This is a genomic window from Chishuiella sp., assembly GCF_032109125.1.
In the GTDB taxonomy this organism is placed as follows: Bacteria; Bacteroidota; Bacteroidia; order Flavobacteriales; family Weeksellaceae; genus Empedobacter.
Genome location: NZ_DAMCLZ010000001.1, coordinates 1 through 13,357 on the forward strand (window position 1 = coordinate 1; position 13,357 = coordinate 13,357).

Here is a 13,357-nt window from a genome sequence, read left to right on the forward strand (position 1 = left end):
GCTTATAATTTACGTAATATGTACAATGTACAAAGTATTCGGGGTTGTTAAGTTTTTAAGTTTTTCAGTTCTTCGGTTATTAGTCATTAAACGTATTACCTAAAACTAATAACTCACAACTCACAACTTAAAACTTCTAGTTTCTAAATTCAGACTTTTTAATTCACAATAGGAATTGTAGTGTAAATTCTTTGCAAACGATTCTATTAAATTTAAAAACTTATTTTACTTGTTTGCAAACATTGAAAGTAAAGCGTTCCAAAAAGATTGCTCAAATAAGAAATATTTAACATATTTTAAGAAATATAAAGGTATTTGAATTGTAAAAATATATATTTGCGCTACAATTTAAAAAACTATATGAAATCAACAATTACTATTTTTTTACTTCTAATTTCAACCTTATCTTTTAGTCAGAAAAATGATTTTAAATTTGGAAAACCCTCCGAGGATAATATTAGCTTAATAAGTGTTCCTTTTGATAAAAATGCTGATGCTGTTATACTTTATGAAGAAGGTACAATGGATCTTTTACCTGCTAATTATAGATTAGAAGTAAAAAGAAGAATAAAAATTTTAACTGAAGAAGGAGTAAAGCAATCAATTATTAAACTTAATTATTACAGTAAAAACAAAGATGAATCTATTTCTGGAATTAAAGGAAATACAATAAATAATGTTAATGGGGAAATGGTGATTACACCAATTGATAGTAAAGAAGTTTTTGATGTTAATATAAATGAATTATATTCAGCAAAGACATTTACTTTTCCTAATGTAAAAGTAGGTTCAATAATTGAATATACATATGTAAAAAATAGTCAGCATAATTTTTCTATTGATGCTTGGAATTTTCAGCATGATATTCCTACAATATTTAGTGAATTTAATTTGAATAATTCTACTTACGGAGGTTATTCTATTATTACAATTGGAGATGATTTGAATACAAAATATAGATCTAAAAAAGATAATACATCAAAATGGATATTAAATAATATTAAGAGTTTTAATGACTTGAAATATGTTTATAATCCTGAAGATCAAAGTGAGAGAATAAAATTACAAGCAGATAATTACCATACAGATGGTGGAACTAAAAATACATTTGAAGCATGGAAAAAATTAATTAATGATTTAAATAACGAATATATTTCAAATAGAAATAATTCCTTTGTAAAGGATATTGCAAAATCAATTCCTGATGGTAAAGACGAAGAAGAAACTTTGAAAAATATTATTAATTATGTGGATAGTAATGTAAAATGGAATCATTTTTATTCTATAGTTCCTAGACTAACTAACAGAACATTAGTAAGCGAAAAATTAGGTAATACTGCTGATTTAAATTTATTATTAAATGAACTTTTATTAGCTAAAGGATTTAAATCTCATCTTGTATTGTACAGTACAAGAGACCATGGACAGTTGAGAATTGGTTATCCATTTATTAATCAGTTTAATTCTGTTATGACTGTAGTAGAATTAAAAAATGGATTACCAATTATATTAGATGCTTCTAAGTTGAATAGAGAGCAAATAAATTATGGGCCATTAGAAGCTTTTAATTATTATGGAGTTATTTTAAAAAAGGGAGATGCAAACTTTGTGAAATTAGCTCAAAGATTATCTAATTATGAATCTGTTATGAATTATCAATTTCTTAAAGATAAAATTATTTTAAATAGACAAGATAGTTTTAATGGTTATTTTTACAATAAGAATGCACAAGATGAAGATGTATTGAAATATTATTTAACAGAATCATTAGATACACAATTTGATATTGATGATCAAACAAAGCTTACATATAAATCAGATAAATATGTAAAAAGTTATAAATCTGAAAATAAAATAGTAAATGCACCATTTTATACATTTATAAGTCCTTTAAGAGAATTTTTGAAACAGTATACTTTTGATGATAAGAATAGAGAACGAAATATTGAGTTTAACTTCCCTTATCTATTTAACATAAATACTAAATTTAAAATTCCTGAAGGTTATGAAATAGTTTTAGATGATAAATTTAAAGCACATCATAAATCTGATTTAGGATTAGAATATTATCAAGATGTAAAATTGAAAGATAATCAAGTTACAATTATTTATCAATTTATTTTACCTGAAGGAGTTTTTGAAGTAAATAAGTATGGTAAATTAAAATCTTTTTTTGATCAAATAAGAGTTGAGTCAAATAAAGAAGTTTTAATGAAAAAAAAGTAAATATTTTATTGACTTGAATTAATAAATAAATCTTTAAATTTTGAAAAATTTTTATTTATAGATACATTTGTATATATAGAAATAATTATAATAAAAATACATATTATGCAAGATTTAAAAGGGAAAAAAGCATTAGTTACTGGAGGAAGTAGAGGACTTGGTAAGGCAATAGCTTTATCATTAGCTAAAGAAGGTGTTGATGTAGCAATTACAGGAAGAAATAAAAATACATTAGAAGAAACAATTAAAGAAATAGAAAAATTTGGTGTTAAATCATCTTATTCGGTTTTTGATGTTTCTGATAAATCAGAGGTTAAATCAGAATTGAATAAATTAGTTGAATCTTTTGGAGCATTTGATATTTTAATTAATAATGCAGGAATTGCAGCTTTTGGAGGTTTCTTGGAAATGGAAGAAGTTGAGTGGGAAGATATTGTGAAAACAAATTTATTTGGACCTTATTATGTATCTAAAGCAGTTCTTCCTTCTATGATTGAGTTAGGAAGTGGTGATATAATTAATGTTTCTTCTACTGCGGGTCTTAAAGGAAATGCTGTAACATCAGCTTATTCAGCTTCGAAAGCGGGGTTAATTGGTTTATCAGAATCATTAATGTTTGAATTAAGAAAGAAGAATATTCGTGTTACTACATTAACTCCAAGTACAATAGCTTCAGAAATGTCTAAAGATGTATTGAAAATTACTGATGGTAATGTAGATAAAGTGCTTCAACCAGAAGATTTCGCAGAATTTATAGTAGATATATTAAAATTAGAAAGAAGAGCTATGTTAGCTTCAGGTTCTTTATGGTCAACTAATCCTTAATTAAAAGAAATTCATAAAAATTATAAAAATCCAGTTTAGTATTAAACTGGATTTTTTTTCATTTATTTGCCTAAGTTTTAGAATAAATATCAATACTCGATTACTATTTCATGAAAAATAAAAAATTATTACATATTTTCACTTTAGGCTTTGCATTATTTACAATGATTTTTGGTGCAGGAAATTTATTAATTCCACCACTTTTAGGCTTACAAACTGGAGCTAATTTTTCAACAGCTATTTTTGCATTTGTATTAACAGCAGTATTATTACCTTTTTTGGTTGTTTTAGCTATTGCAATATCGGGTAATGATTTTAATGATTTAGGAAATAGAGTCAATAAAAAAGTTACTATAGTTTTAGGTACTATTATTATGATTTGTATTGGTCCTTGTATTGCTATTCCAAGAACAGCATCTACAACTTTTGAAACTGGATTAAAACCATTTTTTCCTGAAATGAAACCATATTGGGGTTCTATTATATTTTTTGTTATTACCTTTATTTTTTCTTATAAACCTTCTAAAGTAGTAGATTTACTCGGAAAATTTATGACTCCAATACTTTTATTTCTTTTAATTTTATTAATTGTTTGTGGAGTTATAAATCCTACTACTACAATAATTCCTGATAAAATGACAATGACAGATTCTTTTGTTAAAGCATTTTTAGAAGGTTATCAAACTTTGGATGTTTTAGCAGCTGTAGCTTTTTCAGGACTTATAATCACTGCAGCAAAAAAAATGGGATATACTGATATAAAAAGTAAGACTAAAATAGTAATTACTTCAGGAATTCTTACAATTTGTTGTTTATTATTTTTTTATGGAGGATTAATTTTTCTTGGTGCTAGTTCTGGAATTACGAATAATGAAATTCAACGATCAGAATTATTAATTAAGATTTCAGAAAATGTATTAGGAGAATATGGGCTTTTAGCTATAGCACTTTGTATGTCCTTTGCTTGTCTTACAACTGCCATAGCACTTACTGTAGCTGTAGGTACATTTTTTTCGAAAATGACAAGAGGTAAATTAAGTTACCTTTTACTAATTATACTTTGCACAATAATTTCTTTTATTTTATCTATTGCTGGGGTAGATAAAATTATAAAATTTGCATATCCAGCATTAGCATTTGTATATCCTATAACAATTACCTTAGTTATTTATATCGTTATATTTGGTAAAAAAATAAAAAATCAATTGCCTTATAAACTTGCAATGCTTGCAACAGCAGTAATAGCATTTTTAGATGTTTTAAAACTTTTAAATTTATTAGATAATAGTACTTTAAATTATTTAAATGTAATTCCTTTCTTTTCGTACGATTTAGGATGGATTTTCCCTTCGTGTGTAGCTTTTTTAATTGGTTTATTATATTCTAAAATTAATGCTAAAAATAAAATCATATAAATATGATTCTATGAATAAAAATTGTGAACGATGTAAAAAAGAATTTACTTGTAATACAAATGATATAAAGAATTGTGATTGTACTAAAATTGTATTAAAGGATGAAACTAAAAAATTTCTATCTAATACTTTTTATAATTGTTTATGTAATGATTGTTTAAATCAGTTAAATGATTTTTCATCACTTGCTTAGAAGTATAAATTTCCAGAATTAACTAATGAATATATAGTTAATGTCCATTATTATATAGAAAATGAATTTTGGGTTTTTACAGAATTTTTTCATTTTCAAAAAGGAAACTGTTGTAAAAATAATTGTAGACATTGTGCCTACGGATATACAAAATAAAAAAATGGTTCAAGAAAGTCTTGAACCATTTTTTAACCAACCTAAAAATACTATAAAAAACTATACATATTGCTATATGAGAATAAATCATCATCATAATCTACTTCCATATTCTCTTAACAACTATGAATAAATTACTTACATTGCAAATATAGGGTGATTATGTAAATATTTCTATAAAATACTATTTATTTTTTTATAGTTGAAATAAATTTTATTGATATTTATCATAAAAAAATATTAAAGCTCTTTTTAAGACTTGCGTACATAGATTATCAATAACGTATTAAAGAGTCGTAATGTATTAAAAAAACTTTACTATTTTATTTTTTATGTTGCTAGCTTCAACATCATTTCCAACATTTTCTAATGTTTCTACATAATCTAACAAAAATGATTTAATTTCATCTTTGCTTGACTCATCAAAATTTGAAAGATATTCTTCAAATTCAAACTTATTTAAAATCTTATCAAAGTATTCATTTGCTTTCTTATAATCTTTCAATTTAACTAAGAGAGAAGCAATAGTATGATCAATATAAAATTTATTTACTGCAGCTTGCTCTAAATTTTCATCTTTTTGGAAATAAGAAGAACTCAAATAATTATTATATTCTTCAATAGCTTTTTCATAATCTTCCAAAACCTCATAGCATCTAGCTTTAAAGAATTTTATTTCATAAAATTCTTTTTCATCAATTTTGTTAAAAAATGTAATACTTTCTTTTGGGTTTGTATAAAACTTTCTATAACCAATAATAAAATCCTCTACAAAATCCACATCAGTTTGGTCGATAGCAAAATTTAATAATTTTTTTGATTGATCTTCTGTTAATTGTCCAATGAAAGCTTCCCAATAATTAACCAAAGTATTAAAATCGTATGCTAAATCTTCCACAAAAATTTGCGCAGCAATTCGTAAAAACTTATCACCCAATTGATCTATTAAGTCATGATCTTCATCTGTTAATTCAGTTGGATTATAAAGTAGTGCTTCTATTATTTCAGAAGAATTTTCTTCATTATAATCTTTGTTAAGCTCTTTTAAACTATTTGTAATATTGAATTCCATTCAATTTTATTTTTAAGATTAGAAATTGTCGTAAAGATACTTCATTTAAAGTAAGTAAAAGCCCAATATCACCATAACATTTATAAACAGTAATGATATCTATAAAATTATATTCATTATAATTTGGGCGTTCCCTTCGGTCGGGTTTTTCGTTCCAATCTTTTCTAATTGGCCATTGAGCATAAGTCGTAATACATTCAATAAGCAAAGGATTTCCACTACAACCCCTAACGCAGATATAAACATGGTAATTAGATAGTTTTATCAGTTGAAAAAATGAAACTATATTTGAAAGAAATGAATATTAGTTTAGTGATAACTTTTGAATAAAATAGTTTAAAATGAAAGTTTATAAATATAGAAGTGATGATAAAAAATATTTAAAAAGAGATCTTCAAACCTTTTCTAAAAATCAATTTTTTGCATCTAATTTTGAAAATCTGAATGATGTTTTTGAAGCAAATTTTGATGAAATAATTTCCCAAGAATTGATGGAAATTGGGAAGGTATTTAATATAAATACTTCAAACATAAATGAAACTTATAAAAAAATAGAAAAATATAAAGAAGTTCTAGGTATATTTTCTCTTTCTAAAATATGGAATAGTCATCCGTTATGGTCTTACTATGCAAATGATAATAAAGGTTATTGTATTGAATATGATTATGAAAAATTGAAAGATAAATCATTGAATGAAGATTTATCCTATAGTATTGAAGTCGATTATACAAATAAAAAACCGCTAGTTGCTATTTCTGATATAAGAGAAAATATTATTAAGAAAATGTTTGCTACAAAATCATCAGACTGGAAACATGAAAAAGAAATAAGATTAATATTTGAAAAATCATCTCTTAAAACACATCATGAATCTTTTATAACTGCAATATATTTTGGTTGTAAAGCAAGTGAAGAATTAATAGAATTATTTAAGAAAAAATTTAAAAATAGAGATATAATTTTTTATAAATTATATGTAGATAAAACGAAAAATATATTTCAAAGAAAAAAAATATGGTCTGATAAGAAAAAACTTAAATATGACCTATCGAAATATAATTATGAGACTTTGAAAGAAGTAAATTATTTTGAAACAATTAACTATTATATTCTTCTCAAAGAAAATTATAGTTCGAAACAATTAACTAATTTAGCTTTGGGAATTAGCGAAAAATATTCATATAAATTTTCTGTTATTTATTTTCTAAATGATAAAAATTTTATTGATATTGCTATAAAATATCCTTTATCAGATGAGGAGTATTTAAAATATGCAGATGTCTTAGTTGCAGAATTTTCGTATACGGATAAAATTATCTATGAATTTCCTAATAAAAAATCGAGATATAGAGAAATAAAGAAAAATATTAAAGAAAAATATTAAAGAAAAAAAATAGGTTTAGATAATAAGAAATTTTTACATAAAAATTAAAAACAATATTGAGATTATTTATTGCGGAAAATTAAATATAAAAATAAAATAATTGGTCTCAAAGTTTACTATTATTTGGTTTTGGATATTTCCAATGCCTATTTTTTCAACTAAAGGAACTTGGGAATTAGAACTAATTTAATATATTTTTCAAAACCCAAATCTGCGTTAGGGATTGCAGTGGAAATCCTTTTGTTACCGGAAACTGAGGTTCTCGAAGTTTCCGGTAACAAAAGATTGCAACAAAAAGCCCGACCTGTAAGGTAACGCCCAGAAAGAATATAAAATTATTGTACAATATCTTCAAAATGAGCATCAATAAGATTACATAAATCATTTGGTTCTATAATGATTTGTAATCCTTTTTTTCCGCCACTTATACATATTTTATCTTGTAAAGTTGCTAATTCTTCGATATAAGTGGGAAATAATTTTTTCATACCAATAGGAGAGCATCCACCACGAACATAACCCGTTAAATTAAGTAATTCTTTTAACGGTAATAGTTCACAACTTTTATACCCAGAAACTTTTGCAATTTTCTTCAAATCCAGATGTGTATCAGCCGGAATAACAGCAACCAAATACGAATTAGTATTTGTTTTAAGAACCAAAGTTTTAAAAATTCCTTCAGGATTTACACCCAAAGAATTGGCAACGTGAAGTGCATCTAAATGTTCTTCATCTACTTCGTATTCTCGTAAGGTATAAGCGATATTGTTAGTATCTAATAATCTTACCGCATTTGTTTTTGCAGTTTTATTGCTCATATTAATTGGCTATTAAATGAACCAAGAATAGGTTATTTATAAATCTATTCTTGGTTTATTGTTGTTTATTTTTTTCTGTCAATTCGAGTATTTTCATAGAAAAATGTATAGAGAATTAAGGTAGAAAATAGTATAATCTATTTATTTTATTGTTGAAAAATAGCCTCTAAGAATACTATCGTTCGCACAATTTTTTGTGTCAATTTCTATAATTTTAGGTCGTTCACTTTCATTATAAAACTCTTTGTAAGAATTTTCTAAATCAGTTAAGTTGGAAACAACTTGATAATCGAAATCAAACATTTTTGCTAAATGCTCCGCTGTATGATGGTGTTTTGTTACAAAATAATCTTCAACAACATCTGTTTCCGATGGTCCAGGAATAAACTTGAAAATGTTTCCACCACCATTATTAATTAATATAATTCTGAAGTTTTTTGGCATATTTACATTCCAAAGTGCATTAGAATCATAGAAAAAAGAAATATCTCCAGTAATTAAAACAGTATTTTGTTCTGATGCGATGCAAGCACCAATTGCAGTAGAAGTAGAACCGTCAATCCCGCTTGTTCCACGGTTACAAAAAACAGCATTTGAATTTTTATGGTCAAATAATAGTCCATATCTTATTACTGTTGAATTACCATATTGTATTTGCCAATTTTCTGGATAATTACGAATAATAGAGTCAAAAGCTTTTAAGTCAGAAAACGGAATCATATTGATGTATTCTCTATGTTTTCTCTCATTCGCTTCTCGTATTGTATTCCAAAGTGAATAATAATTTGATTCTTTTTGGTTGACAAATGGTACAAATTGTTCTAAGAAAATCTCTGGTTTTGTTTCTATTTTATCTGTTAATGCTTGGAAAGTATCAGGTTGCCAATATTCGTCTAAATGCCAATGTTGTGTAGGCTTATGTTCTCTTAAGAAACGTTTTATTTTTTTTGAAACAACATTTTGACCAATTGTCAATAAAATATCTGGTTTTAGTGCTTCTAATTCTTCTTCTGTGTAAGGGAAGATAACTTGATCTATTTTATTGAAAAATTTAGAAGAATGTGTATTTGATGTAACTTCTGTAAGAACGACCACAGATTCATCTTCGGCTAGCTGAGATAGATAATGATTAAATTCTTCATTTGGATGATGTAATCCGACTAAAATCATTTTTCTAGCAGATGAATTCCATCGACGCATATAATCAATCACATCAATTTCTGGATAAACTTTATGGTCTATCGTAATGTTATCAATCTGAATTGATGATTCTGAAACTGATTCATACAAAGGTTCAGAAAAAGGCATATTAATATGAATAGGAGCAGATTTGTTTACACAGTCGATTAATGCATATTTTGTTAAAAGCATATTTCTAGTCAAATCATCTGTTTCTTCACTTTCAGAAAGTTGAACATTATGTACAGAATGTTTTTCGAACAGATTATGTTGACGAATAGTTTGTCCATCAAAATTATCAACCAAATGTTCTGGTCGATCAGCAGATAAAACAATTAATGGAATATTCTGAAAAAAAGCTTCTGTTACAGCAGGATAATAATTAGCTGTTGCAGAACCTGAAGTACAACAAACAACAACAGGTTTTTGTAGTTGTTGTGCCATTCCCAAGGCTACAAATCCAGCTGAACGTTCGTCTACAACACTGTAGGTTTTGAAACGTTCGTCGTTGGTAAATTGCATTGTTAAAGCCCCGTTTCTAGAGCCAGGAGATAATACTATATGGTCAATTCCAAAAGCCAATAATGTTTCGGTAATCAATTGAACATTTAATTTATTTGATATTTTTCTCAATGGAATTGTATTAAATTAAAAAAAGGTTTTGTTTAGCAAATTTACTAAAACAAAACCTTTTAATGTATATGATATTTTATAGAATTAAGTATGTAAACCTCCGTCTACGCTTAAAACTTGTCCTGTTACATAACTTGATAAATCAGAAGCTAAATATAAACATGCATTTGCAATATCTTCTGGTTTTCCTCCACGTTTCAATGGAATACCAGCACGCCATTCGTCAACTACCTTAGGATCCAATACTTCTGTCATTTCAGTTTCGATAAATCCTGGAGCAATTGCATTACAACGGATGTTACGAGAACCTAATTCTAAAGCAACAGATTTAGAGAAACCAATTAATCCCGCTTTAGAAGCAGCATAATTTGCTTGACCAGCATTTCCTTTAATTCCAACAATAGAAGACATGTTAACAATAGAACCAGAACGTTGTTTCATCATTGGTTTAATAACAGCCTTAGTTAAGTTGAATGCAGAATTTAAGTTTGTTTGAATTACATTTTCGAAATCTTCTACAGACATTCTCATTAATAAGTTGTCTTTTGTAATTCCTGCATTATTAATTACAACATCAATTTGACCAAATTCAGCTAAAACATCTTCAACTAATTTTTGAGCAGCTTCAAAATTAGAAGCATCTGATTGATATCCTTTTACTTTTCCGAATTGACTTAATTCTTCTTCTAAAGCTTTTGCTTTTTCTACAGAAGAAGCATAAGTAAAGGCAACGTTAGCGCCATTTTTTACAAAAACTTCAGCAATACTTTTTCCAATACCGCGAGTTGCGCCAGTTACGATTGCTGTTTTACCTTGCAATAAATTCATGTTTATTGGTATTTATTTTGGTCAAAAATACGATTTTTTATGAAAGTGAAAAATGGAATAGAATATATCGTATTAAATTGATAAATGAATAGAATTAAATATTCGTCTTTAGGGTAACATCCAAAACATCTAAATATTTTGGATGTTATTTTTTATAAAATACCTAATAATTCTACTTCGAAAATCATGGTAGAATTAGGTCCTAATTCTTTTGATATTTCTTGGTTTTTGTATCCTAGCTCGGGTTTTATTACAAATTTGAATTTACTACCAACAGGCATTAGTTGTAAACCTTCTGTCCAACCTTTTATAACTTTTTCTAATGGAAATGCTGCAGGTTTTTTTCTTTGTACAGAACTGTCAAAAACTTCACCATTTATGTTAATACCATGATAATGGCAAAGAACAGTGTCAGATAAGGCAGGTTTAATACCATCCCCCATCGTAATAACTTCGTATAATAAACCCGATTCAGTTTCTTGTACATTAACATTTTTCTTATATTCTTCACGAAATGCAAGACCATCATTTTGGTTTTTTTCTGCTAATTCTTTCTTGCGTTTCAATAATAATTCTGCAACACCCATAATTATATTATTTTTTTAATTGATTATATTTTGCAAATTTAATTATAGTAAATCTATTTTATTCTGAATTTATCTAAAGTTTTTTTTATCAATTTATATATTAAGATCAATTCATTATTAAAAATGTTTTTAAAACTGATTTAAAATTTGTTATTTTTACATTAAAGCATATATAATTTGACACCAAAAGAAGTACTTTCTAAATATTGGAATTATAATTCATTTAAAAATCCACAAGAAGATATTATTTCTAGTGTTTTAAATGAAAATGATACATTAGCAATTCTCCCTACAGGTGGAGGAAAATCATTGTGTTATCAAATTCCTGCAATAATACTTGATGGCTTAACATTAGTAATTTCTCCGTTGATTGCACTAATGAAAGACCAAGTTCAAAATTTACAATCAAAAGGAATTTCAACATCATATATTACGAATGAATTAGATCAAAATGTAATTGGAAAAATATTAGATGATTGTCAAAGTCATAAAATAAAGTTATTGTATGTTTCTCCTGAAAGACTTCAAAGTAAATTATTTATAGAACGTTTATCTATGGTTGATATTGCTTTGATTGCCGTTGATGAGGCACATTGTGTTTCTGAATGGGGACATGATTTTAGACCAGCTTATCATCGTATTTCTAGAATTAGACATTTATTTCCTAAGGTAAAAATTTTAGCTTTAACTGCTACTGCAACAGAAAAAATTCAAAACGAAATTGTAGAAAAGCTAGATTTGAAAGAACCTTCAATTTTTAAATCATCTTTAAAAAGAGAGAATTTATCGTATAATGTCTTTTTATCTTCTGATAAAAAAAGTGATTTAATTTATTTTTTTAAAAAATATCCTGGTTCTAGTATTGTATTTGTACGAAATAGAAAATTGACATATGAAATTTCTAATTTTTTAATTGATAATGGATTTGATGCAGATTATTTTCATGCAAAATTAACTAAGGAAGAAAAGGAAAAAAAGCAATATGAATGGACACAAAGTAATTCTAGAATTATAGTTTCTACAAATGCTTTTGGAATGGGAATAGATAAACCGAACGTACGATCTGTTTTTCATATAGATTTACCAAATGGTATCGAAGCATATTATCAAGAAGTTGGTAGGGCCGGACGAGATAATAAAGAATCTGTTGGTATATACCTTTTTAATCCAGAAGACAGAATACAAGCAGAAAGTATTTTTAAAGCTAATTTACCTTCAGAAAATGATTTTATAAAAATATCGAATTGTTTATTTAGTCAATTACAAATTGCTGAAGGTGAATTAACAGAAATTAATTATCAACTTGATTTACCAAAATTTGCTGAAAAATTTGGACTTAATCTAAAAATGGTTGTACAATTTATCGATTTTTTAAATATAAAAGAAATTATACAACAGAAAAATTACTCTCAAAATAGTACAATAAGAATAAAAGTTTCACCACATTCTGCAAGTCTAGAAAATAATAGAATATTAGAATATTTACAAAGGCATTATCCCGGAATATTTATACAGAATAGAGAAGTAAGTGAAAGTAAAATGGCTTTCGATTTACATCTTAGTATTGGTGATATAAGAAATGCTTTGCATGATTATTTTAATACAGATTTAATCGATTACTCAGATCGATTTTTAATGAGGTTTCGATTCTTAGTTCCAAGAAATTCAACTGCATTTACAAAGAAACTTTGGAAAGATTTCGAGTCGATACAAATTAATAATTGGAAAAGATTACAGGCAATGGCTTATTATGCAGAACAGAATGCAATTTGTAGAGAACGTTTACTATTTGGATATTTTAATCAAAAAACTGATGAAAATTGTGGAAAATGTGATGTGTGTATTTCAAAACAAAAAACAGTAGATTTTAGCTCAATAGAATTAATAGATTATTTAAAAGAACAACCAAGAACACAAAACGAAATTCTTTTAAAATTCTTAAATTCGCCAAAAGAAAAAATTCTAGCTGAATTACAATTTTTAATTGATGAGTTAAAAATTCAGCCAATAGGATTAGATTCTTATAAACTAATAGAATAA

The 13,357-nt window shown here is 26.2% G+C and carries 12 protein-coding genes; 7 read left to right on the forward strand and 5 right to left on the reverse strand.

The window, feature by feature from the left end:
* Positions 1–360 precede the first annotated feature (360 nt).
* From RT575_RS00005 to RT575_RS00025, 5 genes are all read left to right on the forward strand, one after another.
* Positions 361–2,226, forward strand: coding sequence for a DUF3857 domain-containing protein (locus RT575_RS00005; RefSeq protein WP_313577830.1), 1,866 nt, complete (start codon positions 361–363; stop codon positions 2,224–2,226).
* A gap of 105 nt (positions 2,227–2,331) precedes the next feature.
* Positions 2,332–3,051 carry a 3-ketoacyl-ACP reductase gene (locus tag RT575_RS00010; RefSeq protein ID WP_313386726.1) on the forward strand — a complete coding sequence of 240 codons (720 nt, stop codon included), beginning with the start codon at positions 2,332–2,334 and terminating at the stop codon, positions 3,049–3,051.
* Between the two features lie 110 nt (positions 3,052–3,161).
* Positions 3,162–4,466 carry a branched-chain amino acid transport system II carrier protein gene (gene brnQ, locus RT575_RS00015; RefSeq protein WP_313386727.1) on the forward strand — a complete coding sequence of 435 codons (1,305 nt, stop codon included), beginning with the start codon at positions 3,162–3,164 and terminating at the stop codon, positions 4,464–4,466.
* 10 nt (positions 4,467–4,476) lie between these two features.
* Positions 4,477–4,659, forward strand: coding sequence for a cysteine-rich CWC family protein (locus RT575_RS00020; protein ID WP_313577832.1), 183 nt, complete (start codon positions 4,477–4,479; stop codon positions 4,657–4,659).
* 54 nt (positions 4,660–4,713) lie between these two features.
* Positions 4,714–4,815 carry a DUF5522 domain-containing protein gene (locus tag RT575_RS00025; protein WP_313578655.1) on the forward strand — a complete coding sequence of 34 codons (102 nt, stop codon included), beginning with the start codon at positions 4,714–4,716 and terminating at the stop codon, positions 4,813–4,815.
* Between the two features lie 304 nt (positions 4,816–5,119).
* Here the strand turns inward: RT575_RS00025 and RT575_RS00030 are convergent, their stop codons facing one another.
* Positions 5,120–5,887, reverse strand: coding sequence for a hypothetical protein (locus tag RT575_RS00030; protein ID WP_313577834.1), 768 nt, complete (start codon positions 5,885–5,887; stop codon positions 5,120–5,122).
* Between the two features lie 341 nt (positions 5,888–6,228).
* Between RT575_RS00030 and RT575_RS00035 the strand changes: the two genes are divergently transcribed.
* Positions 6,229–7,272, forward strand: a complete 1,044-nt coding sequence (locus tag RT575_RS00035; RefSeq protein ID WP_313577836.1) for a DUF2971 domain-containing protein — start codon at positions 6,229–6,231, stop codon at positions 7,270–7,272.
* A gap of 335 nt (positions 7,273–7,607) precedes the next feature.
* Here the strand turns inward: RT575_RS00035 and ybaK are convergent, their stop codons facing one another.
* From ybaK to RT575_RS00055, 4 genes are all read right to left on the reverse strand, one after another.
* Positions 7,608–8,090 (reverse strand): Cys-tRNA(Pro) deacylase, encoded by a 483-nt coding sequence (gene ybaK, locus RT575_RS00040; protein ID WP_313577838.1) that lies wholly within the window; start codon positions 8,088–8,090, stop codon positions 7,608–7,610.
* Positions 8,091–8,231: 141 nt separating this feature from the next.
* Positions 8,232–9,902, reverse strand: coding sequence for a 2-succinyl-5-enolpyruvyl-6-hydroxy-3-cyclohexene-1-carboxylic-acid synthase (gene menD, locus RT575_RS00045; RefSeq protein WP_313577840.1), 1,671 nt, complete (start codon positions 9,900–9,902; stop codon positions 8,232–8,234).
* Between the two features lie 84 nt (positions 9,903–9,986).
* Complete coding sequence (fabG, locus tag RT575_RS00050; RefSeq protein WP_313386734.1) at positions 9,987–10,730, reverse strand: 3-oxoacyl-[acyl-carrier-protein] reductase; 744 nt, start codon at positions 10,728–10,730, stop codon at positions 9,987–9,989.
* Between the two features lie 152 nt (positions 10,731–10,882).
* Positions 10,883–11,317: an FKBP-type peptidyl-prolyl cis-trans isomerase gene (locus RT575_RS00055; RefSeq protein ID WP_313577842.1), complete on the reverse strand. Its 435-nt coding sequence runs from the start codon at positions 11,315–11,317 to the stop codon at positions 10,883–10,885.
* A gap of 177 nt (positions 11,318–11,494) precedes the next feature.
* Here RT575_RS00055 and RT575_RS00060 point away from each other — a divergent pair, with 177 nt between their 5' ends.
* Entirely contained in the window at positions 11,495–13,357 is a 1,863-nt protein-coding gene (locus RT575_RS00060; protein ID WP_313577844.1) for a RecQ family ATP-dependent DNA helicase, read from the forward strand.

Excerpts from the sequence above, each read along its gene's own strand:
- RT575_RS00005 (WP_313577830.1), top strand. The coding sequence starts at position 361 with ATGAAATCAACAATTACTATTTTTTTACTTCTAATTTCAACCTTATCT.
- RT575_RS00010 (WP_313386726.1), top strand. The coding sequence starts at position 2,332 with ATGCAAGATTTAAAAGGGAAAAAAGCATTAGTTACTGGAGGAAGTAGA.
- brnQ (WP_313386727.1), top strand. The coding sequence starts at position 3,162 with ATGAAAAATAAAAAATTATTACATATTTTCACTTTAGGCTTTGCATTA.
- RT575_RS00020 (WP_313577832.1), top strand. The coding sequence starts at position 4,477 with ATGAATAAAAATTGTGAACGATGTAAAAAAGAATTTACTTGTAATACA.
- RT575_RS00030 (WP_313577834.1), bottom strand. The coding sequence starts at position 5,887 with ATGGAATTCAATATTACAAATAGTTTAAAAGAGCTTAACAAAGATTAT.
- RT575_RS00035 (WP_313577836.1), top strand. The coding sequence starts at position 6,229 with ATGAAAGTTTATAAATATAGAAGTGATGATAAAAAATATTTAAAAAGA.
- ybaK (WP_313577838.1), bottom strand. The coding sequence starts at position 8,090 with ATGAGCAATAAAACTGCAAAAACAAATGCGGTAAGATTATTAGATACT.
- fabG (WP_313386734.1), bottom strand. The coding sequence starts at position 10,730 with ATGAATTTATTGCAAGGTAAAACAGCAATCGTAACTGGCGCAACTCGC.
- RT575_RS00055 (WP_313577842.1), bottom strand. The coding sequence starts at position 11,317 with ATGGGTGTTGCAGAATTATTATTGAAACGCAAGAAAGAATTAGCAGAA.